This window comes from Derxia gummosa DSM 723, from assembly GCF_000482785.1.
GTDB lineage: Bacteria > Pseudomonadota > Gammaproteobacteria > Burkholderiales > Burkholderiaceae_E > Derxia > Derxia gummosa.
Map to the genome: position 1 here is coordinate 1,012,482 of NZ_AXWS01000008.1, position 23,890 is coordinate 1,036,371.

At 69.2% G+C, this 23,890-nt stretch carries 22 protein-coding genes and 1 riboswitch; of the genes, 8 read left to right on the top strand and 14 right to left on the bottom strand.

Features of this window, described 5'->3' with window-relative positions:
* Positions 1–145: 145 nt before the first annotated feature.
* The gene (locus H566_RS0110540; protein WP_028311422.1) at positions 146–1,162 is read left to right on the top strand and encodes a zinc-binding alcohol dehydrogenase family protein; all 1,017 of its coding nucleotides are present in this window, start codon (positions 146–148) and stop codon (positions 1,160–1,162) included.
* 84 nt (positions 1,163–1,246) lie between these two features.
* On the opposite strand, the gene H566_RS24285 is transcribed toward H566_RS0110540, so the two are convergent.
* Entirely contained in the window at positions 1,247–2,341 is a 1,095-nt protein-coding gene (locus H566_RS24285) for a potassium channel family protein (protein WP_084544945.1), read from the bottom strand.
* 266 nt (positions 2,342–2,607) lie between these two features.
* Between H566_RS24285 and H566_RS0110550 the strand changes: the two genes are divergently transcribed.
* Together H566_RS0110550 and H566_RS24290 are read left to right on the top strand one after the other, a co-directional pair.
* Positions 2,608–4,773 carry a TonB-dependent receptor family protein gene (locus H566_RS0110550; RefSeq protein WP_084544946.1) on the top strand — a complete coding sequence of 722 codons (2,166 nt, stop codon included), beginning with the start codon at positions 2,608–2,610 and terminating at the stop codon, positions 4,771–4,773.
* Between the two features lie 214 nt (positions 4,774–4,987).
* A complete protein-coding gene (locus H566_RS24290) occupies positions 4,988–6,562 on the top strand; it encodes a methyl-accepting chemotaxis protein (RefSeq protein ID WP_034411058.1) in 1,575 nt (524 codons plus the stop codon).
* Here the strand turns inward: H566_RS24290 and H566_RS0110560 are convergent.
* The gene (locus H566_RS0110560) at positions 6,546–7,595 is read right to left on the bottom strand and encodes an RNA methyltransferase (protein WP_028311424.1); all 1,050 of its coding nucleotides are present in this window, start codon (positions 7,593–7,595) and stop codon (positions 6,546–6,548) included. The genes H566_RS24290 and H566_RS0110560 overlap by 17 nt on opposite strands.
* Positions 7,596–7,750: 155 nt before the next feature.
* On the opposite strand from H566_RS0110560, the gene H566_RS0110565 reads away from it, so the two are divergent.
* Complete coding sequence (locus H566_RS0110565) at positions 7,751–7,990, top strand: hypothetical protein (protein WP_028311425.1); 240 nt, start codon at positions 7,751–7,753, stop codon at positions 7,988–7,990.
* Between the two features lie 22 nt (positions 7,991–8,012).
* Here the strand turns inward: H566_RS0110565 and H566_RS28940 are convergent, their stop codons facing one another.
* Positions 8,013–8,429 carry a hypothetical protein gene (locus tag H566_RS28940; protein WP_156924374.1) on the bottom strand — a complete coding sequence of 139 codons (417 nt, stop codon included), beginning with the start codon at positions 8,427–8,429 and terminating at the stop codon, positions 8,013–8,015.
* A 380-nt stretch (positions 8,430–8,809) separates the two neighbouring features.
* Between H566_RS28940 and H566_RS0110570 the strand changes: the two genes are divergently transcribed.
* Both H566_RS0110570 and H566_RS27440 read left to right on the top strand, forming a co-directional pair.
* The gene (locus H566_RS0110570) at positions 8,810–9,331 is read left to right on the top strand and encodes a PEP-CTERM sorting domain-containing protein (protein ID WP_028311426.1); all 522 of its coding nucleotides are present in this window, start codon (positions 8,810–8,812) and stop codon (positions 9,329–9,331) included.
* A 109-nt stretch (positions 9,332–9,440) separates the two neighbouring features.
* On the top strand, positions 9,441–10,463 hold the full coding sequence (locus H566_RS27440) for an EpsD family peptidyl-prolyl cis-trans isomerase (RefSeq protein ID WP_169732516.1): 1,023 nt from the start codon (positions 9,441–9,443) through the stop codon (positions 10,461–10,463).
* Positions 10,464–10,548: 85 nt separating this feature from the next.
* On the opposite strand, the gene H566_RS0110580 is transcribed toward H566_RS27440, so the two are convergent.
* From H566_RS0110580 to H566_RS0110630, 11 genes are all read right to left on the bottom strand, one after another.
* The gene (locus H566_RS0110580) at positions 10,549–11,145 is read right to left on the bottom strand and encodes a nitroreductase family protein (RefSeq protein ID WP_028311427.1); all 597 of its coding nucleotides are present in this window, start codon (positions 11,143–11,145) and stop codon (positions 10,549–10,551) included.
* Between the two features lie 17 nt (positions 11,146–11,162).
* Entirely contained in the window at positions 11,163–12,761 is a 1,599-nt protein-coding gene (locus H566_RS0110585; protein WP_028311428.1) for an ABC-F family ATPase, read from the bottom strand.
* A 107-nt stretch (positions 12,762–12,868) separates the two neighbouring features.
* A complete protein-coding gene (locus H566_RS24300) occupies positions 12,869–14,344 on the bottom strand; it encodes a PAS domain-containing sensor histidine kinase (RefSeq protein ID WP_051378555.1) in 1,476 nt (491 codons plus the stop codon).
* Complete coding sequence (locus H566_RS0110595) at positions 14,337–15,131, bottom strand: alpha/beta fold hydrolase (protein ID WP_245591328.1); 795 nt, start codon at positions 15,129–15,131, stop codon at positions 14,337–14,339. Before H566_RS0110595 ends, H566_RS24300 begins: the two co-directional genes overlap by 8 nt.
* 162 nt (positions 15,132–15,293) lie before the next feature.
* A complete protein-coding gene (locus H566_RS0110600; protein ID WP_028311430.1) occupies positions 15,294–16,124 on the bottom strand; it encodes an N-acyl homoserine lactonase family protein in 831 nt (276 codons plus the stop codon).
* Positions 16,121–16,849, bottom strand: coding sequence for a cysteine hydrolase family protein (locus H566_RS0110605; protein WP_034411061.1), 729 nt, complete (start codon positions 16,847–16,849; stop codon positions 16,121–16,123). The genes H566_RS0110600 and H566_RS0110605 overlap by 4 nt, the downstream gene beginning before the upstream one ends.
* Complete coding sequence (locus H566_RS0110610; RefSeq protein WP_028311432.1) at positions 16,846–17,625, bottom strand: creatininase; 780 nt, start codon at positions 17,623–17,625, stop codon at positions 16,846–16,848. The genes H566_RS0110605 and H566_RS0110610 overlap by 4 nt, the downstream gene beginning before the upstream one ends.
* Positions 17,622–18,557 carry a DMT family transporter gene (locus H566_RS24305; RefSeq protein ID WP_084544948.1) on the bottom strand — a complete coding sequence of 312 codons (936 nt, stop codon included), beginning with the start codon at positions 18,555–18,557 and terminating at the stop codon, positions 17,622–17,624. Before H566_RS24305 ends, H566_RS0110610 begins: the two co-directional genes overlap by 4 nt.
* Entirely contained in the window at positions 18,558–19,325 is a 768-nt protein-coding gene (locus H566_RS0110620; RefSeq protein WP_051378558.1) for an SDR family NAD(P)-dependent oxidoreductase, read from the bottom strand.
* On the bottom strand, positions 19,325–20,356 hold the full coding sequence (locus tag H566_RS0110625; protein WP_028311434.1) for a fatty acid desaturase: 1,032 nt from the start codon (positions 20,354–20,356) through the stop codon (positions 19,325–19,327). The genes H566_RS0110620 and H566_RS0110625 overlap by 1 nt, the downstream gene beginning before the upstream one ends.
* A 23-nt stretch (positions 20,357–20,379) precedes the next feature.
* Positions 20,380–21,408 (bottom strand): ABC transporter substrate-binding protein, encoded by a 1,029-nt coding sequence (locus tag H566_RS0110630; RefSeq protein WP_028311435.1) that lies wholly within the window; start codon positions 21,406–21,408, stop codon positions 20,380–20,382.
* A gap of 47 nt (positions 21,409–21,455) precedes the next feature.
* A riboswitch (guanidine-I (ykkC/yxkD leader) is annotated at positions 21,456–21,574 on the bottom strand.
* Between the two features lie 275 nt (positions 21,575–21,849).
* On the opposite strand from H566_RS0110630, the gene H566_RS0110635 reads away from it, so the two are divergent.
* Positions 21,850–22,911, top strand: a complete 1,062-nt coding sequence (locus tag H566_RS0110635; protein ID WP_084544949.1) for an alpha/beta fold hydrolase — start codon at positions 21,850–21,852, stop codon at positions 22,909–22,911.
* Positions 22,912–22,989: 78 nt separating this feature from the next.
* Complete coding sequence (locus H566_RS24310) at positions 22,990–23,808, top strand: FadR/GntR family transcriptional regulator (RefSeq protein WP_051378560.1); 819 nt, start codon at positions 22,990–22,992, stop codon at positions 23,806–23,808.
* Positions 23,809–23,890 lie beyond the last annotated feature (82 nt).

Genomic DNA, 23,890 nt, shown 5'->3' on the forward strand with positions numbered 1-23,890 from the left:
GGCAACGATCTTCCTTCAATCAGCAATCACGCAACAGGCACGCCGGCTTCAAAAATCGTTTGAAACTGAACTACCCTGCCCGCCGCTACCGATGCCTCGGGTCCGCGTCCAGACTCGCCTCATCCCCTTCCCGATGAGGCCAGTCATGAAAGCCATCGCCGCTCCCCGCCCGCAACCGATCGACGCGCCCGACGCGCTGATCGACCTCCAACTTCCCGCCCCCGTGCCCGGCCCGCGCGACCTCCTCGTCGAGGTGCGCGCGGTGTCGGTCAACCCGGTCGACACCAAGATCCGCGCCCACGCCGCCACACCCGACGGCAGCCCGCGCGTGCTCGGCTGGGACGCCGCCGGCGTGGTGCGCGCGGTCGGCGCCGAAGCGAGCCTGTTCCGCCCCGGCGACGCTGTCTGGTACGCGGGCGATCTGCTGCGCCCCGGCTCGAATGCCGAGCTGCAATGCGTGGACGAACGCCTCGTCGGCCGCAAGCCCGCGAGCCTCGGCTGGGCCGAGGCGGCGGCGCTGCCGCTCACCGCGATCACCGCGTGGGAGCTGCTGTTCGACCGGCTCCAGGTGGCGCGCGACGGCGGTGAGGGCGAGGCGCTGCTCATCGTCGGCGCGGCTGGTGGCGTCGGCTCGGTGCTGGTGCAGCTCGCGCGCCGGCTCACGAAGCTGCGCGTCATCGCCACCGCCTCGCGGCCCGAGAGCGCGGCCTGGGTGCGCGACCTCGGCGCGCATGACGTCATCGACCACCGCCAGCCGCTCGACGCGGAGCTGGCCACGCTGGGCGTCGCGCCGCGCTACATCGCAAGCCTGACCCAGACCGAGCGCCACTTCGCCGCGCTGGCCACGGCGGTCGCGCCGCAAGGCCGCATCGCGCTCATCGACGATCCGGCCACGCCGCCCGACTTCCGCCTGCTCAAGCGCAAGAGCGTGTCGCTGCACTGGGAGTTCATGTACACGCGCTCGATGTTCCAGACCGCCGACATGGCGGCCCAGCACACGCTGCTCGACAGCGTGGCCGATCTGGTGGATGCAGGCGTCCTCCGCAGCACGCTCACGGCCGTCGGCGGCGCGATCAACGCGGCCAATCTGCGCGCCGCCCATCGCCAGCTCGAAAGCGGGACGAGCATCGGCAAGCTGGTGCTGGAGGGATTCGGTGACTGAAGCGCACGGTCGCCGAAGGCAGGACGCACGACACCGACACGGCCGCCCCTCCCGGCGGCTGGTGCTGCCCGCGCGGCCGGCCGCTCAAGCCGCCGCCAGCTCCGCCACCCGCTGCTCGATCGCCTCGCGGCCGAGCGGCGTCGCAATCACGATCAGCACCTGCCCGCCGGCCACGTCCTGCTCGACCGGCGGGCTGAACTGCCACTGGTCGCCCTGGGCCAGCAACGGATGCACGCGCGGCGCGTTCGCCTCGCGCAGCGCCACCACCACGTAATCGCGCGACGGCGGCGCGAGCGTGCCGAGCGCGACCGTCGGCAGCGTCGCCGGCAGCGTGATCTCCTCGACGCGCAGCGCGTCGGAGCGCCGCAGCATCTGGTCCATGAAGTTGACCGCATGCGGCCGCAGCATGGCCGAGGCGATGCGCAGCCCGCCGGTGAAGTCGGGCGACACGATCTCGTCGGCACCGACGCGGCGGCACTTCTCGATGTTGCGCACGTCGTGCACGCGCGCCACCACACGCAGCTTTGGGTTGAGCTGCTTGGCCGTGAGCACGATGACCATGTTCTTCGCGTCCTCGCCGGTCACGGCGAACAGGCCGGCCGCGTGCTTGATGCCGGCCTCGATCAGCGTGTCGTCGTCGGCGCCGTCGCCCTGGATCGCATAGGGCTCGTGGCCGATCTCGCGCATGCGCTCGATGTGGCGTTCCAATGCTTCCTGAGCGTCGTCCACCGCCACATGCGCGTGGCGCGTGGCATTGAGTTCGCGCGCCACGTTGCCGCCGACGCGGCCCATGCCGCAGACGATGTAATGGCCGTGCAGCTTGTCGATGGCCTTCACCATGCGTTGTCTCCTGCGTTCGGGATCGAGGCTGCGCTCGACCAGCACGGCGGTGATGATCGAGAACATGTAGGTCCAGGCGCCGATGCCCGACACCGCGATGCCGACGTTGAACAGCCGGCCCCAGGGATGCTGCGACAGGTCGACGATCTCGCCGTAGCCGATCGTGGCCACGGTGATGAAGGTCATGTAGAAGCCGTCGAACAGCGTCGTCGCGCCGCCACCGATGTGCCTGAAGCCGAAGGCGCCCACGGTGAGGATGGTCGCGAAGGCGAGCGCCACGTAGCGCAGTTCGCGGCGCAGCGCGAGGCTGGCGAGGGTGAGCGGGCGACGGGGCTTCATCGTTGTTGTTGGGCGCGGAATCACCCGACCTTATCGCATCGCGCAAGCAGCCGAACTTGCGAAATGGCAAGCCGGGCGACGTGGCGCGGCAACGTCGGCGGCTAGCGAAAATCGCCAATCTCCGGCGCCGCCGGAATGGTGTGAAAGCCCGCTGCTAGCATGGCCGCCCGCTCGTCGGGCGAGCCTCCCGCGACCGCCCGCGCGCACCACGACAATCACACGGAGACACCCGGCGCGCGCCCTCCGCGCCGCCGGGCGAAGGAAACATGAAGCCCACCGCTCGCACCTCCGGCGGCCTGCCGCCGCTCGCCCTCGCCTGCTGCGCCGCCGCCATCGCCAATCTCGCCGCGCCGGCCGCCGCCCAGACCGCGCCCGCGACGTCCCGGACCGCGCCCGCCACGCTCGACAGCGTGATCGTGCGCTCGACGCGCATCGACACCTCGCCCTTCGAGGCGGCCGCGTCGGTGGACGTGGTGGACGGCGCCCGCGCGCGCGACGGCAAGCTCCAGGTGAACCTGTCGGAAAGCCTCGGCGGCGTGCCCGGCCTGACGCTGCGCGACCGCCAGAACTACGCCCAGGACCAGCAGCTCTCCATCCGCGGCTTCGGCGCGCGCTCGGCCTTCGGCGTGCGCGGCGTGCGCATCTACGTGGACGGCATCCCGGCCACGCTGCCCGACGGCCAGGGCCAGCTCAGCAACATCGACCTCGGCGCGCTTGACCGCATCGAGGTGCTGCGCGGCCCCTTCTCGGCGCTGTACGGCAACAGCGCCGGCGGCGTGATCCAGGCCTTCACCGCCGAGGGCAAGGGCGCGCCGACGCTCGAAGGCGGCTATGCCTTCGGCTCCTTCGGCACGCAACGCGAAAGCCTGCGCTTCAGCGGCGAGACCGGCGGCCTCGGCTACAGCTTCAGCGGCAGCCATTTCGAGACCGGCGGCTACCGCGAACACAGCGTCACCCAACGCGACCTCGGCAACGTCAAGCTCACGACCCGCCCCGACGAGTGGAGCAAGCTGACCATCGTCGCCAACTACGTGAACCTCAAGGCGCAGGACCCGCTCGGCCTGACGCGCGCCAACTTCGAGCGCGACCCGCGCGGCGTTGAATCGGTTGCCCTCAGCTTCGACACCCGCAAGACCGTGCAGCAGACCCAGGGTGGCCTGCAGTACGAACGCCAGATCAACGCCGCCAACAGCCTCGCGTTCTCGGTGTACGACGGCCATCGCGACACGGTGCAGTACCAGGCCATTCCGACCGGCCCGCAGAACGCCGCCACCCACCCGGGCGGCGTCATCGGCCTCGGCCGCGAGTACTACGGCGTCGATGCGCGCTGGAACTGGAAGGGCGAGCTGGCCGGCCGACCGCTCAAGCTCGTGGGCGGCGTCGCCGCCGACGCGCTCGACGAGAACCGCAAGGGCTACCAGAACTTCATCGGCGGCACGACCGGCGTCATGGGCGCGCTGCGTCGCGACGAGAACAACAAGAGCTGGAACATCGACCAGTACGTGCAGGCCGAGTGGCGCTTCGCGACCGACTGGAAGCTCGATGCCGGCGTGCGCCACAGCCGCATCGGCGTGAAGTCGATCGACCGCTACATCGTTCCGGGCAACCCAGACGACAGCGGCAGCACCGACTACACCGCCACCCTGCCCGTCGTCGGCCTGCAGTACGCGGCCACGCCCGACCTGCGCCTGTATGCAACCGCCGGCCGCGGCTTCGAGACGCCCACGCTCAACGAACTGGCCTACCGCGCCAACGGCCTGACCGGCATGAACTTCGGCCTCCAGCCCTCGCGCAGCGACAACCTCGAAGTCGGCGCCAAGTGGCGTCACGGCCCGGGCCTGCTGACGCTCGCCGCCTTCCGCACGAGCAACGACAACGAAATCGTCACCCTCACGAACACGGGCGGCCGCGCGACCTATCAGAACGCCGGCAGCACCCGTCGCCAGGGCGTCGAGCTGTCGTGGTCGGCCGAGTACGAGCACGACATCCGCACCCAGATCGCGTACACGCTGGTGGACGCAACCTACCGCGAGACCTTCGCCACCTGCACCGGCACGCCTTGCGCGACGCCCAACACGACGATTCCGGCTGGCCGCCACATCCCCGGTGTCGCGCGCCAGCAAGGCTTTGCCGAGCTGGCCTGGGCGCCGGCCACCGGCCCGCGCGCGAGCATCGAGGGCCGCGTCGTCGATCGCGTGTACGTGAACGACGCCAATTCCGACGCCGCCGGTGGCTATGGCACGGTCGGCCTCGGCGCGGGCTGGCTGGTGAAGCAGGCGGGCTGGTCGATCACCGGTTTCGGCCGCGTCGACAACGTGTTCGACCGCAAGTACGCAGGTTCGGTCATCGTCAACGAGGGCAACAGCCGCTTCTTCGAACCGGCACCGGGCCGCAACTGGATCGCCGGCGTGACGGGCGCGGTCAGCTTCTGAGGCCTCTTTCTGGCTGTGGTGATCACACTACAGCCAGAGGTTCAGACGCCGTTCACACGGCGCCATACGCGACGGTAGAACGCCCGCGCGCGTGCCAAGCAGAACGACATTCCGTTCGCGCGAACAGCCGGGTTTTGCGGGCGTTTGCCGCGCTGCGTCGCCATTTGTCCCTGCCGAGACTCGGGTTACTACCAACACGAGTCCAGGGACAACCATGAACCGCCTCCTCCCGCTGACGGTCAGGCAGCAATTGCTGCTCAGCTTCGGCAGCCTGTGCGCCGCCTGCCTGCTCATCGCGATGCTCGGCATCCTGGCGCTGAGTGATGCCAACCAGCGCTTCTTCATCTACATCAACGGCTTTGGCGAACGGGTCGCCACCGTCAGCCAGCTCGGCAACTCGACCAAGGACATGGCCATCGCCACGCGCAACGCTCTGCTCGCGGGCGACACGGCGACCCGCGATCGTCAGCTGGCGCATGCCCGTGACGCCAGTGCGCGCTCGGATGCCTTGCTGGCCCATTACAACGAACTGGTGGCCTCGGCGACCGACATGGACGACCAAGCACGCGCGACCGCCGCCCGCCTCAACCAGATCGAACGCGAATACCGTGACGTGGCGCTGCGGCTGCTCGCGCATGTGACTGCCGGCGAACGCGACGCCGCACTCGGGGTGATCACCCGGGAATGCATGCCGCTGCTCGACAGCCTGGATACGGTGCTGGCCGATTACGTGGCGCTCTCGACCCGCATCCAGCGCGAACGCGGCGACAGCGCCCTCGCCAGCCTGACGCGTCAGCGCGCCCTGCTCATGACGGTGAGCGCGCTGGCTCTTGTCGGATCGCTGCTGCTCGGCATCTGGCTGGTCCGCAGCCTTGGTGGCGCGCTCGGCGCCGAGCCGGCACTGCTGCGTGCCGTCGTGGGTCGGGTGGCCGACGGCGATCTGCGCCCGATTCCCGAAGCCGCGCGCGCCCCCGCCGGCAGCGTGCTGGCCTCGCTCGGCGCGATGCAGATGGCGCTCGTGACGCTGATCGGCCGGGTCGGCACCGCCGCCGACAGTATCGCGACCGCCTCGGGCCAGATCGCCTCGGGCAACCAGGATCTGTCGCGGCGCACCGAGCAGCAGGCCAGCGCGCTTCAGCAGACGACCGCGCAGATGCATCAGATGACGGACACCGTGCGCGCGAGCACCGACGGCGCCCACCAGGCGAGCCAGCTCGCGACCGAGGCTGCGCGTGTCGCCAACGAAGGCGGCGCGGTGATGGAACGGGTGGTCGGCACGATGGACGAGATCACCGAATCGAGCCGCCGCATCGCCGACATCATCGGCGTCATCGACGGCATCGCCTTCCAGACCAACATCCTGGCCCTCAACGCGGCGGTGGAAGCGGCGCGTGCCGGCGATCAGGGACGAGGCTTCGCGGTAGTGGCGCAGGAGGTTCGCTCGCTCGCGAGCCGCTCGGCCAGCGCGGCGCGCGAGATCAAGCAGCTCATCGACGACTCGACCCAGCGCGTCGAGGCGGGCAGTCAGCTCGCGGGCGAGGCGGGCACGACGATCGCCAGCGTGGTCCGGCAGGTGAATCTCATGAGCGATCTGATCGCCGACATCCACGCTGCCGCGAGCGAGCAGGCCAGCGGCATCGTCCAGGTGAACCAGGCCGTCGGCTCGCTCGACGGTGCCACCCAGCAGAACGCGGCGCTGGTCGAGCAGAGCGCCGCCGCCGCCGACAGCCTGCGCGTCCAGGCCGAAAGCATGGCGGCGCTGGTGGGCCGGTTCAGGCTGGCGGGCTGACGCGTCGGCGGGCGGGCGGCGCGACCGTCGCCTCGCTGCCGAGCATGCGGGCCCGCAGCTGACCGCAGCCGCCCTCCACGTCCTGCCCGGCCGAACGGCGCAGCTTGGCGAGCACGCCGCGCCGGTGCAGGCCGCGCGCGATCTCGGCGGCCCGTTCCCACGATGGCCGGCGGAAGGCATCTCCGTCGACCGTGTTGTAGGGAATGAGGTTCATCAGCGCGTACTTGCCCGCGAGCAGCCGCACGATGCCGTCGAGTTCGTCGGGGCCGTCGTTGATCCCCTCGATCAGCGTCCACTGGTACTGGATCGGATAGCCGGTCGCGCGGGCATAGCGCTCGCCCAGTTCGACGAGATCGGCCGGGTCGATGCGCGGCGCGCGCGGCAGCAGCTGCGCGCGCAGCTCGGGCCGCGTCGTGTGCAGCGACAGCGCCAGCGCCGGCTTCACCGGCCCCTGCGGCAGCCGCTCGAACACGCGTTCGTCGCCCACCGTCGAGAACACGAGCTGCTTGTGGCCGATGCCACCCACGGTGCCGAGCAGCTCGATGGCCTCCATCACGTTGTCGAGGTTGTGGGCCGGCTCGCCCATGCCCATGAACACCACCTTGCGCACCGGCCGGCGCGCCCGCGCGAGCGCGACCTGGGCCACGATCTCGGCGCTGCCCACCTGCCGCAGCAGGCCCGACTTGCCGGTCATGCAGAACACGCAACCGACGGCGCAGCCCACCTGCGACGACACGCACACACCATCGCGCGGCAGCAGCACGCTTTCCACCGTCTGTCCGTCGGCCAGCCGCACCAGCAGCCGCGCCGAACCGTCCTCGCCCGGATGCTCGGCCGCCACCGTCGCCAACCCGGCCAGCTCGGCCTCGATCGCCGCGAACTCGGCGCGCGCCGATTGCGGCGGCACATCCTCGGGCCGTAGCCGTCCATGCCCGGGCGGCAGCGCCTGCGACCAGCGCCGCAACAGGCGCCGCACATGACAGGGCAGCGCGCCGCGCGCGCCTAGGCGTTCATGAATCTCTCTAATCTGCATGGCCGCGATTGTGCCCGGCAGCCGACGCCGCCCGTGCCGACCCCTGCGCCGGTCGTCATGGCACCGCACGCGGACGGTCGGCCCCGATTGGCATGGTCTTGGCGTGGAACCGCCGCTTGCGCGACCGGCGCGACAAAACCCACAGGAGCACGACCATGAGCAGCACCCCCGAAGGCTATTTCATCGACTGGGATGGCAATGCCCGCGACGCCAATGACCCGGGAAACGGCTATTTCACCGAAGTGGACAAGATCGCCAAATACGTGGCCGTGAAGCACAAGAACGGCACCCTCGTGCACGAGGCGACTTTCTATCCCACGCTTGAAGCCATCGAGAAAAAGGGCATCAAGACCCAATTCGTCCCGAGCAGCCAGCCTTGGGGCAAACAGGAATGAAATCGCCGCGGCCCACTTCCGCTCACGCGGAATGAAAGGCCGCAAATTCCCGATGAATGGCGATTTGATGAAAATTTCGCCATTCATCCCGCGCGCTGCGCGCCACCGCGTTCCTGTAGGGACAGGATTCATCGGTCTGCGCCAGCACCGCAACCGCCGCATCGGGATACCTGCCGGAACGCCGGCGAGCGCAAATCGGCGCAATCCGCCGCATCGTTGACAACCGCGGCACGGTCAATGCCCCATCCGCTCGATGCACGGCGCGGCACCAATCCTTCATTCGCATCTCGTCAGTCGCATTCCCCATCACGCCTCGCTCCCACGCAATCGGCAGCAGCGAAATTTGTTTGGCGCAATGCCAGTCAAGTGAAGTTCTTCTCGTCGCCGCATCGGCACGCCCGCCGGTTTCAATCAAAACCGCATCACGAAATTCCTGCACCCGGTGACCGAAATGCGAACGGTGATATCGGCCGGCACTTCGCGCAATTGGCGCATGCCAATACCGACCGGGCCGCACCATTCGTTCTGATTACGGCAGCCAAAGTCGACGCGCCATGTTTGGCAATCAGGGGATTGGGCTGATTTGAACGTGATTTATTTCCGGCGGACCCCGAGTCGAATACCTGCGTCACGTTGACGCGTTGCAGCACGTTCATACACTTGACCGCGCCAATTCCCGTTGGCATCGCCCGATTCGATCGCAAGTGTGGGCTTGCCATCAATGCGTGGATTCTTGGCGCATGTCGCGTGCGACTCAGCGGAAATCGGTCTCGCAGCTCCGGGCATTCCGCCCGGGGTCCACTTCACGAGAGGAATGCAATGCGATTGCGACTCAAGCACGCGGCCGCCGCAGCGGTACTGGCGTTCGGCGCCACTGGCGCTGCCCACGCCGAACACTATGACCTCGGCCCGGTCGTCTACATCCTGCCGGCCAACACGGCCACCGGTCATGTCGACAACCTGACCATCGGCAGCTTCACGCTCACCGACAAGTCGAACATCGAGGGGCTGGTCTACGCGGCGGACACGCTAAGCGGCACCTATCCCTGGGGCGGCACCTTCTCCTTCACGCTCGCCTCAGTCAGCCCGACCGGCTCGATCGTGAGCGGCGTCGGCACCTACACCTCGTCGGGCGCCACCTTCAGCTACGACAACCTCGCGGCCGGCAGCTACACCGTCCGGGTCAGCTTCAACTGGGCCAACAGCGGCCAGCTTCGGCAGGCCCAGCTGTTCAGCACGATCGACACCACCACGGCGGTGCCTGAACCGGCACCGGTCGCGCTGGCGGGCCTGGGCGTCGCCTCGCTGCTGATCCGTCGCCGCAAGGCACGAAAGGCCTGACCCGCCCGCCCCGTTCACGGGCCATTCCGGATGCCGCCGCGCTCGCGGCGGCATTCCCCGAGCGTCGCCGGTCAGGTGCGACGCGTCATCGTCCATTTCCGAGTTTCGAGTGAAGAAAGCCAGCCTGGTGCGCCTTGTCGGCGTCATCGCAGTCCTGTCATTGGCCGCATGCGGAAAGTCCGCCGAACAGAAAGCCGGATCAAGCCAGCTTGCCGCCACCGTGAACGGGGTCGAATTGACCTCACATCAGCTTGAATTCGTCATGCGCCGCAGCCCGGCTGCGGCCGCATTTGCCGACAATCCCGAATTCATCCTCCAGGCACTCGACAAGCTGGTCGATGATGAAATCGCAGCGCAAAAAGCCATTTCGGATTCGGCCGACAAGCAGGACAAGTTCATTTACGCCAGCGACAGTGCACGGCGTGAAATCCTGGCCCAATTGGCATTCGAGAAACTCGCCAATACCGTCGGCAAGCCGAGCGCCGACGAAGTCCGCACCTTCTACAACGACACGTATCCGCAGATGTTCAAAGACCGTCGCGTATACGTGACCGACGAGGTCGTGGTGGGCGCACCGGGACTCCAGGCGCTCAAGGCCGATCTGCAGGGCAGCACGTTCACGATCGACACCGCGCTCAAGCGCCTCGATTCGGCCGGCGCCGAGTACCGGCGCGAACTGGTCATCACCCGCCCTGAAGACCTGCCCTTCCCGCTGCTGCCCAAGCTCTCTGCCTGGAGCAACCGCATGCCGCTGGTGATCCAGGCGCCGGGCGCGCTGCGACTGCTGTTCCTGCGGTCGAGCGAGCCGATGCCGATCAGGTTCGATGACGCGCGCCCGCGCATCGAGCGCTTTCTCATGACGCAGCGCTGGAACGACACGCGCCAGCGTCTGACCCAGGAGTGGCGCAACGACACCAAGATCGTGCTGGCACCGCGCTACGAGGAGATGCGCGCCAAGGTGAAGGAAGCCGCGGCAGCCACGGCGGGTTCGCCCGCGCCCGCCGAGATGCCGGCGGCGGCGACCGACAGGCCGGCCACCTCTGCCCAGACCGCGCCCGCAACGCCCGCCGACGCCGGCGCGACCAAGGCGATCGATTCGGCCATCCGCAAGGGCATCGACGGTCTCAAGTAGGCGGCGTGGCACGCCCGCAGCGGGCGTGGCCGCCGAAGTCGGCGTGGCGACGCACGGCCGGCCACGCCGCCGGCCGGGCCGGGTTTCAACCCCGCCGGCCCGGCCCGATCAGCAGCGCATCGAGCGGCTCGCGTCGGCGCGGGGCAAGTTCCTTGGCATGAAGATCGCGGCCGAGCGTGCCGGCATCGGCGGGATGGCCGACCGCGATCACGCTCAGCGGCTCGATCGCATCGCCCTTCAGACCGAGCAGCGCCTTGACCTCTGCCACGTCGAAGCCGCCCATCGCATGCGCCATCAGGCCGAGGGCGCGGGCTTCGAGCATCAGGCTGACGCCGGCCGCGCCGCAGTCGTAGGCGGCCCAGCGGTTCGGGCCGCCGTCGTCGGGCAAGGCCGTGACGGCGCACACCACGATCAGCAAGCGCGCGTTCCACGCCCACGCCTGATTGCCGCGCGCGAGCGTGCGCAGCAGCGCACTCCAGCCATCGGACTCGCGTTGGCGTTCGAACACGGCGAAGCGCCAGGGCTGGCGATTGCCGGCGCTCGGCGCCCAGCGCGCCGCTTCGAGCAAGGCCCGTTCGGCTTCGGGCGCGACCGGCGTGTCGGCATCGAGGGCGCGACCGCTCCAGCGCAGCGCCAGCAGCGGATGGAGCGGAACGGCGCTATCGGCCGGCTTGTCGAACATCGCGCCGCCCCGCCTGCTTATTCGAGGCCCTGCGAGCGCAGGTAATCCTCGTAGTTGCCGCTGAAATCGACGATCGTGCCGTCGCCGCGCACGTCGATGATCCGGTCGGCCACGCCGCTCACGAACTGGCGGTCATGGCTCACGAACACCAGCGTGCCCTCGAACTTCTCGAGCGCCACCTGGAGCGATTCGATCGATTCCATGTCGAGGTGGTTGGTCGGCTCGTCCATCAGCAGCACGTTGTGCCGGCCGAGCATCAGGCGGCCGAAGCTCATGCGGTGCTTCTCGCCGCCCGACAGGATGCGCACCGCCTTCTTCACGTCGTCGCCCTGGAACAGCAGGCGACCGAGGATGCCGCGCACCACCTGGTCGTCGTCGCCGGGCTTGGTGTAGCTCTGGACCCAGTCGGTCAGGTTCTTGTCGCTGTCGAAGTCGGGGAAGACGTCCTGCGCCATCAGGCCGACGTTGGCGTTCTCGGCCCACTTCACCTCGCCGGTATCGGGCTTGACGCTGCCCGCGACGATGTTGAGCAGCGTCGACTTGCCGACGCCGTTGGCGCCGATGATCGCCACCTTCTCGCCCGCGTTCACCACGAAGTCGAAGTTCTTGAACAGCGTGAACTCGTAGGTCTTGCTCAGGCCCTTGGCCTCGAAGGCGAGGCGGTGCAGCTTCTTTTCCTGCTCGAAGCGGATGTAGGGGTTCTGGCGCGACGACGGCTTCACTTCGACCGCCTCGGCCTTGATCTTGTCGATCTGCTTCAGGCGCGAGGTGGCCTGACGGGCCTTGGACTTGTTGGCCGAGAAGCGCGCGACGAATTCCTGCAGTTCCTGGATGCGGTCCTTGGCCTTGGAGTTGGCCGCCATCTGGCGCTCGCGCGCCTGCACCGAGGCCAGCATGTAGTCGTCGTAGTTGCCGGCGTAGACGCGCAGCTGGCCGTAGTCCAGGTCGGCCATGTGCGTGCAGACCTGGTTCAGGAAGTGGCGGTCGTGGCTGATGATGATCATGGTCGAGTTGCGACCGTTGATGACCTCTTCGAGCCAGCGGATGGTGTTGATGTCCAGGTTGTTGGTCGGTTCGTCGAGCAACAGGATGTCCGGATCGCTGAACAGCGCCTGGGCCAGCAGCACCCGCACCTTGAGGCCGGGCGCCACCGCGCTCATCGGGCCGTCGTGCAGTTCGGTCGGGATGCCGACGCCGAGCAGCAGCTCGCCGGCGCGGGCCTCGGCCGTGTAGCCGCCGTATTCCGCGTAACGGGTTTCGAGGTCGGCGGCGCGCATGTAGTCGTCGTCGGTCGCGTCGGGCTTGGCGTAGAGCTCGTCGCGCTCGGTCATCGCGGCCCACATCTCGACGTGGCCCATCTGCACGACGTCGAGCACGCGCACGTCCTCGTAGGCGAACTGGTCCTGGCGCAGCTTGCCGAGGCGTTCGTTGGGATCGATGCTGACGTTGCCTGCGGACGGGTCGAGGTCGCCGCCGAGGATCTTCATGAAGGTGGACTTGCCGGCGCCGTTCGCGCCGATCAGGCCGTAGCGGTTGCCGTCTCCGAACTTGACGGAGATGTTCTCGAACAGGGGCTTGGCCCCGAACTGCATCGTGATGTTCGCGGTGGAGAGCATTGCGGCGGTTGGCTTAAAGAGACGGAGGAATGAACGGCCGAGTCTAACAGTCGCCTATGCGCCGGCCGCCGTCGGATCGACCGGGAAACGCCGGCGGCGTCTGCCGCTCAGATTCGGTCGTCTGGGCCGACCGACGGCAGCACGATCGCGAAGGTGCAGCCGGCGCCGGGCTGGCTTGCCACTTCCAGCCGTCCGCCCATCAGCTCGACGAGACCGCGCGTGATGACGAGGCCCAGCCCCGTGCCCTCCACCGGCCCGCGCTCGGCGCCAAGCCGGTTGAAGGGCTGGAACAGCGCGCCGATCTGCTCGGGCGTCAGGCCCGGGCCGCGGTCGATCACCTCGAGCCGCGCACTGCCGCCGTCGGGACGAAGCGCCAGCGTCACCACGCCGCCGCCAGCGCCGTACTTGACCGCGTTGCTCGCGAGATTGAGCAGCGCCTGGCGCAGCCGATTGCGATCGGCCAGCACGACGCAGCTGCAGGGCGTGTCGAGCTGCAGCTCGACCTCGGCCTTGCTGGCGAGCGGCGCGACCAGCTGGTGGCAATCGGCGAGCGCGTCGAGCGCCTCGACCGGTTCGATCTGCATCGTCACCTTGCCGGCCTCGATGCGGGTGATGTCGAGCATGTCGTTGATGAGCAGCAGCAGATGCCGGCCGGCCTGCTCGATGTGGCCGAGATGGCGCCGCTGCGTGACCGTGAGCGCGTCGCTCCCCACCAGCAGCAGCTGGGCAAAACCCAGGATGCCGTTGAGCGGCGTGCGCAGTTCATGACTCACGCGCGCGAGGAAGTCGCTCTTGGCGCGGCTCGCGGTCTCGGCGGCCTGGCGCGCCTGGCTCGCGTCGGCCAGCGCGCGACGCTCGGTCACGTCGGCGATGAAGCCGTGCCAGATCACGCTGCCGTCGGGCTGGCGCCGCGGCGTCGCGTTGACCTCGTGCCAGCGCTGGACGCCGACCGGATGCTCGACGCGGTATTCGGCGCGCCAGGGCTGGAGCGTCTCGGCCGAGGCGGCCATCGCGGCCAGCACGGCGGCGCGATGGGCAGGCTCGATCGCGTCGAACAGCCGCCGGCCGTCGGCGCGCAGCTGCACCGGCGCAAGGCCGTACATCACGCGCACCACTTCGGTCATGTAGGGGAAGGCCAGGCCGCCATCGGCGCGGCGCAGGCACTGGAACACGATGCCGGGCACCTGCTCGGCGGCGCGACGCGCGGTGAGGAGCTGGTCTTCGAGCCGCTTGCGCTCATGCAGGCGGGCGATGACGAACTCGCTCGCGGCCTCGCCGCCGTCGCGCTGCTCGCGGCGCGCATACACAAGCGCGTCGACCGGGCCGTGCTCGCCCGCGAGGGTGAGCATCACTTCCGACAGCTCGCCGCGCAGCTTGAGCATCGGCACCGCATGCGACAGGTAGAGCACCCGGCTTTCGAGCGTGAACAGCGACTCGATCGGGCGGCCGAGCAACGCCGCCTCGTCGCAGCCGAGCATGCGCGCGAGCGCGGCGTTGGCGGCGATCACGCAACCCGCGCCGTCGATGGCGAACCAGCCGCAGGGCAGATGAGCGGTGGAGCCGAGGGCGCGGGAATCAATCATCGCGGTCGAGGTAGCTGCGCAGCAGGGCGATGGTGGCGGTCGGATGACTCAGATGCGGGAAGTGCCCGGTGGCCTCGGCCTCGGCGAACTCGCTGCCCGCGAGGTGGTGATGCAGGTACCGGGTGACGACGGGCGGCGCGATGATGTCGTCGCGGCACTGCACGATCAGCGTGGGCACCGCATGAGCGGGCAGCAGCGCGCGCGAATCGCTGTAGAACACGGCTTCGGCGAAGGCGCGGATGACGGCCGGATCGCCGGCGCAGAAGCTGTCGATGAGCTCGTCGGTCAGCTCCGGACGGTCGTCGTTGAGCATGACGAGGGGCGCGAGCATGCCGGCCCAGCCGGCGAGGTTGCGTTCCATGAGGTCAAGCAGCGCTGCCACGTCGGCCGGCTCGAAGCCGCCCGAGTAGCCCGGTGGATCGTTGAGATAGCGCGCCGAGCTGCCGATCATGACCATGCGCTGGATGCGCCCGGGCCGCAGCAGTGCGGCGCGCAGCCCGATCATGCCGCTGACCGAATGCGCGACCAGGCTGACCGGGCCGTCGCCGAGCGCATCGAGCACCTCGGCGAGGTCGCGCGCATAGCCGTCGAGCGTCTGGTAGCGCGCGGGATCGTAGGCGCCGATGTCGGAGCGGCCGCAGCCCACGTAGTCGAACAGGACGACGCGACTGTCGCGCTCGAAGTCGGGCGAGACGTGGCGCCAGGCCCGCTGATCGCAGCCGAAGCCGTGGGCGAAGACAAGCGTGCGCGGCCCCTCGCCGCTGATCGTCACATGGTTGCGCTCCACCACCCGCACCTTCCGTCTCCGCCTGTCCGTCACCAATACTCCTGCGAATTTCTTGCGCCGCAACACCGGCGTCAATCGGGTAAGGACGGGGAGCGGCAGACGCTCACGCGATGTTATGGGGCTGGAAGGGAGGGCGCGCGCGACCGTTACCTGCGAGCGGCGTCAGGCGTGATGGTCCGGGAACGGACAGCGGCACTCGAGCCGGCGATAGAAACCCATGTCGTGGTTGGGCCATAGCTCGGCGCCCTCCTCCGCGGCGAGCGTCTTGAGCCGGCGGATGCTGGCAAGCGCCGTCGCCTCGGCCACGTCGGCGCCGATGGTCGGACGGCCGTCGGCGCCGGGGGCGCCCTGCCAGAGCAGGCCGGGCGCGATCTCGGCGTCGAGATTCTCGGTCAGGTCGGCGGCGTCGCCGCAGAGCAGCACCGGCGCGCCCCGGGGCAGGACGATGCGCATCGACATGTGGCCTGCGGTGTGGCCGGGCGTGACGAGGGCATCGACGCCGTCGACGAGGCTGTAGTCGCCGTCCTTGACGGTCCAGCGCTCATGGCCCGCAAGTTCGTCCATGAACACGCCGCCGTCGGCGCCCGAGAGCGCGGCGTCGAGTTCGGCGCGCTGCACCTGCACCTCGCAGCCGAAGCTGCCCACGCCGCCGGCGTGGTCGAAATGCAGATGGCCGAGGAAGGCGACATCGATGTCCTTCGGCGTGAGGCCGAGGCGCGCGAGCCGGGCCTCGATGCGCTGCTCGTCGGTGATGTCGGGCGGGCCGAAGGGAAAGTGGGCCGGGTCGTAGTGCTTCGCGCGCAGTGCCGGATCGGCGACCTTGGCATGGTCGCAGCCGACGTCGTAGAGGATGCGACCGTTGGTGGTCTCGATCAGGTAGGCGAGGATCGGCGCCTCGACGGTCTCGCCCGCGGGCAGCCGCAGCAGCGAGATCGACTTGTCGTAGCGATGCGTGCCGACGAGCAGCGGCCAGAGTTTGCGGACGGCGGTCATGTGGGCTCCGGGAGTGGAATGGACGCGGCGGCCAGCGCGGCCACGATGTCGGCCGAGCTTGCCACTTCGCCGAACACGCCGCCCTCGACGCCGATCATTGCAAGCGCTGGCATCTGCAACTGCGCCTCGCTCGCGGCGGTGGCATCGGCGGCGGTGAGGCAGCGGTAGCCCAGGTCGCTCGCGGCGCGCAGCGTGGTGTGGACGCAGACCTCGGTGGTGACGCCGCACACGATCAGCGTGTCGATGCCGCGCACGCGCAGGAGGGCGTCGAGATCGGTCGCATGGAAGGCGCTGTAGCCGGGCTTGTCGATCACGGGCTCGTCGGCGCGCGGATCGAGTTCGTCGATGAGGTCGTGACCGTATTCGCCACGCACCAGCAGGCGGCCGAGCGGACCGGCTCCGCCGATTTCCGCGCCGCCGCGCCGGCTGCGTTCGAGCTTCCAGGCCGGACAGTCGGACAGGTCGGGGCGGTGACCCTCGCGGGTGTAGACGACGAACATGCCGGCGGCGCGCGCCGCGTCGATGAGGGCGAGCGCTGGCGCGATCACGCCGCGCAACCGCGCCACGTCCAGACCGGCCGTCGCGGCATAGCCCTCGGGCGAGAGGAAGTCCCGTTGCAGATCGATAACGACGAGCGCGGCGCGGCTCGGCCCGATCGCGCCGAAGCCGGCCGGGCTGCAAGCGCTTGCGGCACCGGCCTCGGGCGAAGACGACGTGCCGCTCATGCCGTCGCCGCGAGGCCGAACTCGGCCGCGACCGCCGCCGAGATGCTGGCCGCCAGCTCGGTCGCCATGAGCGCGCCATGGGCCGCCGTCGCGCCGCGCGCCGACGACAGCACGCCCGACGGCGGCACCCAGTCGGGCTTGGCCGGATGGATGTCGTAGGGCGGGAAGTCGGCGGGCGGATCGGCGGGCAGCTTGTCGAGGCGCACCAGCGCGGGGTGGTAGTGCAGCATCAGCGAGGTCTCGATCACCGCCGCATGCTCCAGCGCATAGCCCGGAAAGCCGTCCGGAAAGACGGTTGCAAGCGTTTGCGGCGTCGTGAAGTCCCAGTACTCCAGCCGCATCACGCTGAAGCGGCCGGGCTCGGGCCGGATGTCGCGCAGCGCGAGGTCGATGCCTTCGATGAGGAACCAGGTGTTCTCGTAATGGCCGTTGACGATCACCACGCGCTCCAGCCCGTGGCGCGCGAATTCGCGCAGCACGTCGCGCACCTGGGCACTGAGCGTGGCGCCGTCGAGGCTCGTGGTGCCGCAGAAATGCTGGCCGCCGCCGCACTTGGGCTGGGACTTGTAGCCGAAGCTCAAAGCCGGCGCGACGATGCCGCCCACCTTGGCCGCCGCGTCGCGCGCCACGGCCGTAGCGAGGAGCGCGTCGGTGCCGAGCGGCAGATGCGGCCCGTGCTGCTCCAACGCGCCGACGGGCAGGAAGACGGGCGGCCGGCGCGCGATGACCTCGCGCTCGTACTCGACCCAGGTCATCTCGTTCATCCACAGGCTCATTGCCGACTCTCCGTGCAATCCGGGCAGGCGCCCGGCGAACCGTTGGGCGCGCCGCGCCGGTCGCCGACCGCCTCGATGCAGGCGCCGACGCCGATGAGCAGCGCGCCGATCCATTCAGGCGCGCTCAGCGGCGTGCCGAGCAGCCAGGCGGCCGATACCGTCGAGGTCAGCAGCTCGACGATGGAAATGATCCCGGCGCGGCCGCTCTCCAGCCGCGTCACGCCATAGACCGTCGTGGCCGTGCCGACCAGCAGCCACAGCAGCGCGAAGGCCGCGAGGCCGCCGACGACGGGCGCGCTCCAGGCCGGCACGTCACCGCGCACGCCGACGCCGATCATCGCGGCCGACACCAGCCCGCAGCCGAGGAAGATCGCGACCGTCTTCGACGCCTCGGGCACGCCGGCCGCGTGGCGCGTGGCGAGATTGCCGCCCGCGAACGCGAGGCCCGCGCCGAGCGCGACCCAGTCCGATAGCGACATCGCGGCGGCCAGCGTGGCGGCGGGTGCAAGCAGCGCCGGCCCCGCAATCAGCACGCCCGCGCCACCCACCGCAAGCAGCAGCGCGACCGCCCGCCGCGCATCAATCCGCTCGCCGAAGAACACCGCCCCGCCCAGCACCGACCACACCGGCGACAGGTAGAACAGCAGCATCACGCGCACCACGCTGCCGTTCATGAGCGCATAGACGAAGCCGGCATTCGCCAGCCCGCCGAGCAGCAGCAGAAGCATCAGCACGCGCGCATGCGGCCACCAGCGCGCGCGCTGCGCCAGCAGCCAGGGCAGCCCGAGCACGCCGATGCCGCCGTAGCTCGCGAGCGACAGCGCCGGCCCCGACAGCCCCGCCTCGGCAAACAGCCGGATCGGCCACCACGCCAGCCCCCACAGAAAGGCGGAAAACAGCAGCACCAGCGCCGGCAACAACTGCGGATTCAATCAGCCCCCCATCCAGGCGCCGCCGTTCGGCCCGACGATCTGGCCGTGGAAGAAGCTGGCCAGGTCCGACGCGAGAAAGACGGCCGTCGCCGCGACTTCCTCGGGCGTGCCCGCGCGCTGCGCCGGAATCGCGATCTCGCGCGCCAGCACCTCGGCGCTCATGTGCTCGATCGACAGCATCGGCGTGGCGATCGGCCCCGGCGCGATCGCATTGACGCGGATCGCCGGCGCGAACTCGCGCGCGAGCGATTTCGTCAGGCCGATCACGCCGGCCTTGGCGGCGCAGTAGGGCGCGTACTCGGCCCGGCCCAGAAAGCCCAGCTCCGATGCGATGTTGATGACCGTGCCGCGCCCGCGTGGCGCCATGTGGCGCAGCGCCGCGCGGCAGCACAGGAACACGCCCTTCAGGTCCACGCCGACGACGAAGTCCCAGTCCTCGGGGGTGGTCTGGAGAAAGGGCTTCTCCTGGATGACGCCGGCCGCGTGCACCGCGATGTCGATCGGCCCCAGTTCAGCTTCGGCGCAGGTATAGAGCGCCTCGACCTGGGGCGCGTCGGCCACGTCGGCCTCGATGGCGATGGCGCGGCCACCGAGATGCGTGATGGCATCGACCGTGTCCTGCGCCGCCGAATGCGTGCCGACATAGCCGACCGCCACGCTTGCGCCCACCGAGGCCAGCGCGATGGCCGTCGCCCGGCCGATGCCGCTGGCCGCGCCCGTCACCACCGCCACCCGCCCCGCGAGCAGATCGCTTGCAAACCCTTGCATCACACCGCCGTCAGGAAGGAGACACCCACCGCGCCGTAGAAGCCATGCGCATCGAGCCTGCCGGCCGGCATCTCGACCACGTCACCATAGTCGTCCGACAGCAGCCGCACGACGCGATAGCGGTGATGCGCGCCGATCAGCTCGCACATCGGGATCACCTGCTGGTAGCTGTCGCCGTAAAGCTTGTGGTGCAGCGCCGGCAGCCGGTACCACGGCTCGACCGGCCGCTCGTGATGGGCGTTGTGGTACGGAAAGTTGAGCAGCAGCAGGTTGAGCAGCGGATGGCCGGCCGACACCACATTGCTGTAGGTGTTGCGCTGCTCGTAGGCACGGTCGCGCTTCGGGTCGGCGGGCGCGCCGCCTTCCAGCAGCTCGAAGGCTTCGTAGGTGTGCTGGTAGGCGTCGGCAAAGCGCAGCACATGCAGCATCACGCAATAGGCAACCGCATAGCCGAGCAGCGCCATCGGCGACCACCAGCCCAGCAGCGCGAAGCCCGCCACGCGCAGCGCGAGCACGCGCAGCACATGGCCGCGCAGCTCACGCCGGCGCGCATCGATGAAGGGCAGCGCGATCACATAGGCATGCATCAGCAGCTCGACCGCCGGCACATAAGCCCATTCCGCCGCGAGAAACAGCCCGCGCACCGGCGCCGACCGCGTGCGCAGGAACTTCTTGTAGTCGAAGGTGATGACGTCGGCGCGGTCGATGTGATGCCGCATGTGCTTGAAGCGCAGGTCGGCGAAGCGCGCATAGCAGCTGCCGGTGATCCAGGTCATCGCCTGGCCGAAGCGTTCGTTGGCCCCGTTGCGCGCGAAGATCGCGTTGTGCGCGAACTCGTGCAGGTAGTAGGCCGAGAGGATCAGCCCCTCGGCCACCAGCAGCACGCCGACCGGCCAGGCCCAGAGCGGACCCAGCCCCATCAGCGCGATGCCGCCTGCCCAGCCGCCGGCCATCGCGCCCAGCGCCAGCAGGTTGGGCAGCAGCCCGTCGGAATGGCGCAGCGCCCAGGCGCCCGCCTTCTTCGTGCTCATGAAGATGCCTCTGAGCTGCGGGTTTACTTGATGATGGCCTTGACGAACTGGCCGTCGAAGGTGTCTTCCGGCTTGGGCGCGGCGGTGATCTGGCCCTTGGCGACGAGGATCTTCGCGATCACCTCGCCGCTCGCGTAGTAGGAAGTGGTCTCCTTCGCGGGCTGGAAGGCCTTGGGCATTTCGGCGAGCGGGATGTTGTACACGCCGGCCCATTGCTCCTTCACTTCCTTGGCCGACACGCCCATCGCCTTGCCGATGATCTTGGCGGCGTCGTCGGGCTTCTTCTTGATGTAGTCGAGCGCCTCGACATAGCCCTGGATCACGCCCTTGATCTCGGCGCTCTTGCCGGCGATGGACTTGGCGTCGAACACGAGCACGTCGGCGATCAGGCCGGGCGCATCCTTGGACGAGTACAGCACCTTGAACTTCTTGCCGCCCTGCCCCAGCACCGTGCTCACGAAGGGTTCATAGGTGACGCCGAGGTTGACCTTGTTCGACAGGATGGCGGCCGGCACCGCGTCGGGCGTCATGTTGACCGGCTTGATGTCCTTCTCGCTCATGCCCTGGGTGCTGAGCGCATACGACAGCAGGAAGTCGCTCGGCGACAGCGTGTTGTAGGCGATGGTCTTGCCCTTGAGGTCGGCCACGCTGCCGATGCCCGTGGGCGAGACGATCGCATCGCCGCCGTTGGAATAGTCGATCGGCATGATGACCTTCATCGCCTGGCCCTTGGCCACGACGCCGATCACCTGGTCGTAGGTGAGCATGCCGCCCTCGACCGAGCCGCTCGCGATCGCGGGCGGAATCAGCGCCGGATCGGAGAACGACTGGAAGCTGACCTTGACGTTGTACTTCTTGTAGAAGTCCATCGCCTCGGCCACGTAGAACGGGCCGTAGCCGATCCAGGTGGTGGTGCCGATCTTGACGCTGCCGGCAGCCTGGGCGGCGAAGGGCGCGGCGATGCCGATGGCGGCGATGCCCGCGACGAGCGCGCGGCGCAGGAGGCTGGGGACGATGGCGGGCTTGGAGGACTTGGGCGCGGCGAAGCTCACGGAACGACTCCTGGGATGGTTGGGCGCAATGGGAGAGACGCGCTTCGCTCTCCCGGGCTTTTATCCCTCCGTGTAGCCCCGCCATGCCGCGCGAGGCCGGGCGCTCTCGGACCAGACATCCGCATGCACGCTGGCGATGCGGACCGGAACCCTAGCTCCCATTTGTGTGCGGCCGAGGCCGGCTTGCCGTGGTTTGTGCACCACCGCGAGCCGAAGCGGTCTCACCCATGGCCGGGTTTAGCAAGCGGCTTGCCAAACAGCGCTTGCAAGCCCCGCCATCCGTCGGCCGACGGACGCGGCGGAACTTTCAGGGGCACGGAAAGGCGCATTCGAGATGCCTGATTCGTGCCGCCGGCATGACGACGGGCGAGGCATGACGGACCTCGCCTCGCGCCGGCGCGGATGCCGCACTGGCGCGACCGTTGCATGCGGCGCCGGCCGATGAACGCTCCCGACCGCTCCCGTCTCCTCGCGTCCGAAGACCGGCTGTTCACGCAAGCCGACTTCGTCCTCCAATCCGGCGTCGTGCTGCCCGTCGCCACGCTCGGCTACCAGACCTTCGGCCGGCTCAGTCCGGCGCGCGACAACGTCATCGTCTATCCGACCTCGTACAGCGCGCGCCACGGCGACGTGAGCTGGCTGATCGAGGCCGGCGTGCTCGATGCATCGCGCTGGTTCATCGTCGTGATGGACCTGCTCGGCAACGGCATCTCCACCTCGCCGAGCCACGGCCCGCTGCGCTACCGCGATGCCGACGGCGGCGAGAAGCGCGGCTTTCCGCTCGTCACCTATTACGACAATGTCGAGCTGCAACGCCGGCTGCTCGCGCAGGTGTTCGGCATCGAGCGCATCGCCCTCGTGTACGGCTGGTCGATGGGTGGCATGACGGCCTACCACTGGGCCGCCGCGCATCCCGAAATGGTCGAGCGCATTGCCGCCGTGTGCGCGACCGCGCGCTGCTCGACGCACAACCGCATGTTCATCGAGGGCGTGCGCGCCGCGCTCCAGGCCGACGCCGATTGCATCGACGGCTGGTTCGACGGCCCCGGCCTGCGCGGCCTCGAAGCGATGGCGCGCGTGTACGCGAGCTGGTGCATGTCGCAGGACTGGTACCGCGAGCGCGGCTGGCTCCAGGGCGGCTACGGCTCGCTCGACGACTTCCTGCAACGCTCGTGGATCGACTGGTACCGCGCCCGCGATCCGAACGATCTGCTCGCCCAGTTCGCCACCTGGCATGCGGGCGACATCGGTGCGCATGCCCGATTCGGGGGCAGCACCGAGGTCGCGCTGCACTCGATCCGGGCAAAGGTGCTGCTGATGCCGGGCGAGACCGATCTCTACTTCCGCGTCGAAGACAACCGGCACGAGGCCGCGCTGCTGGCCGACGCCACGCTCGCGCCGATCCCGTCGTTCTGGGGCCATCGCGCCGGCAATCCCAAGCAGGGCGGCGCCGATCTGGAGTTCGTGCGCGGCCAGGTTCATGCGCTGCTTGCCGGACGCTGAAATTCAAAGATGCAAATCGTTGACGGGTTTACATCAAAACATCTAAGGTTGAACCATTGACTCAGGAATCAGCCGCCGATGCCCATCGCCCGCAAGTCAGCCAGCCTCGCCGTCAGCCAGAGGAAGCCCGAGTCGCTCCTCGGCGCGCAGGCGCTGCTGCGCGGTGACGACCGCTCGGTCAACCCGTTCGAATCCACCATCGAGCGCCTCGGCTCCGCCATCAAGATGGGCCTGCTCGTCGGCGGCGACCAGCTTCCGCCCGAGCGCGAACTGGCCGCGCTGATGGGCGTGAGCCGGCTCACGCTGCGTGCCGCGCTCAAGGGCCTGGAAAGCGGCGGCTTCATCGAGAGCCGGCGCGGCCGGGGCGGCGGCACCTTCGTCGCCCGCACGGTGCCGACGCTCACGCCCACGCAACTGGCCGAGGTGCGGGTCGAGCGCGCGGTGCTGGAAGACTGGATCGCCCAGCGCCATGTGATCGAGACCGGCGTGGCCGAGCTGGCCGCGCGCAACGCCACCGAGACCCACATCGAGCAGCTGCGCAAGCTCAACGCGCTGATGCGCGACACCGAGCACGCGCTGCGCGAATACCGGCCGCTCGACACCCTGTTCCACATCGCCCTCGCCCAGGCCACGGCCTCGCGCGGGCTGGAGGCCTGGATGGCGCAGACGCATGCGCGGCTGTCCGGCCTCATGCAGCACATCCCGTCCACCAAGGGCGCGCTGTCGCATTCCACGAACTATCACGACCGCATCGTCGACGCGATCGTCGCGCGCGATGCCGAGGCGGCGCGCGGCGTGATGGCGCTGCATGTCGAGGCCACCGCGAGCATGTTGCGCGGCCTGCTGCCCAAGCCGGGCGCGGGCAAGCGCGCGCCAGTGGCCGGCGACGCCGCCTGACACCCCGCCGTCGCACGGCCGGCCTGCCGCCCCTCGCGGGCGCGCCGTCGTGCTCCTGCATTCCCGTCGCCGCGCGCCAAGC

What these genes read in the sequence shown, in the direction of transcription:
- H566_RS0110540 (WP_028311422.1), top strand. Translation starts at nt 146, where the DNA reads ATGAAAGCCATCGCCGCTCCCCGCCCGCAACCGATCGACGCGCCCGAC.
- H566_RS24285 (WP_084544945.1), bottom strand. Translation starts at nt 2,341, where the DNA reads ATGAAGCCCCGTCGCCCGCTCACCCTCGCCAGCCTCGCGCTGCGCCGC.
- H566_RS0110550 (WP_084544946.1), top strand. Translation starts at nt 2,608, where the DNA reads ATGAAGCCCACCGCTCGCACCTCCGGCGGCCTGCCGCCGCTCGCCCTC.
- H566_RS24290 (WP_034411058.1), top strand. Translation starts at nt 4,988, where the DNA reads ATGAACCGCCTCCTCCCGCTGACGGTCAGGCAGCAATTGCTGCTCAGC.
- H566_RS0110560 (WP_028311424.1), bottom strand. Translation starts at nt 7,595, where the DNA reads ATGCAGATTAGAGAGATTCATGAACGCCTAGGCGCGCGCGGCGCGCTG.
- H566_RS0110565 (WP_028311425.1), top strand. Translation starts at nt 7,751, where the DNA reads ATGAGCAGCACCCCCGAAGGCTATTTCATCGACTGGGATGGCAATGCC.
- H566_RS0110570 (WP_028311426.1), top strand. Translation starts at nt 8,810, where the DNA reads ATGCGATTGCGACTCAAGCACGCGGCCGCCGCAGCGGTACTGGCGTTC.
- H566_RS0110580 (WP_028311427.1), bottom strand. Translation starts at nt 11,145, where the DNA reads ATGTTCGACAAGCCGGCCGATAGCGCCGTTCCGCTCCATCCGCTGCTG.
- H566_RS0110585 (WP_028311428.1), bottom strand. Translation starts at nt 12,761, where the DNA reads ATGCTCTCCACCGCGAACATCACGATGCAGTTCGGGGCCAAGCCCCTG.
- H566_RS24300 (WP_051378555.1), bottom strand. Translation starts at nt 14,344, where the DNA reads ATGATTGATTCCCGCGCCCTCGGCTCCACCGCTCATCTGCCCTGCGGC.
- H566_RS0110600 (WP_028311430.1), bottom strand. Translation starts at nt 16,124, where the DNA reads ATGACCGCCGTCCGCAAACTCTGGCCGCTGCTCGTCGGCACGCATCGC.
- H566_RS0110605 (WP_034411061.1), bottom strand. Translation starts at nt 16,849, where the DNA reads ATGAGCGGCACGTCGTCTTCGCCCGAGGCCGGTGCCGCAAGCGCTTGC.
- H566_RS0110610 (WP_028311432.1), bottom strand. Translation starts at nt 17,625, where the DNA reads ATGAGCCTGTGGATGAACGAGATGACCTGGGTCGAGTACGAGCGCGAG.
- H566_RS0110620 (WP_051378558.1), bottom strand. Translation starts at nt 19,325, where the DNA reads ATGCAAGGGTTTGCAAGCGATCTGCTCGCGGGGCGGGTGGCGGTGGTG.
- H566_RS0110625 (WP_028311434.1), bottom strand. Translation starts at nt 20,356, where the DNA reads ATGAGCACGAAGAAGGCGGGCGCCTGGGCGCTGCGCCATTCCGACGGG.
- H566_RS0110635 (WP_084544949.1), top strand. Translation starts at nt 21,850, where the DNA reads ATGAACGCTCCCGACCGCTCCCGTCTCCTCGCGTCCGAAGACCGGCTG.
- H566_RS24310 (WP_051378560.1), top strand. Translation starts at nt 22,990, where the DNA reads ATGCCCATCGCCCGCAAGTCAGCCAGCCTCGCCGTCAGCCAGAGGAAG.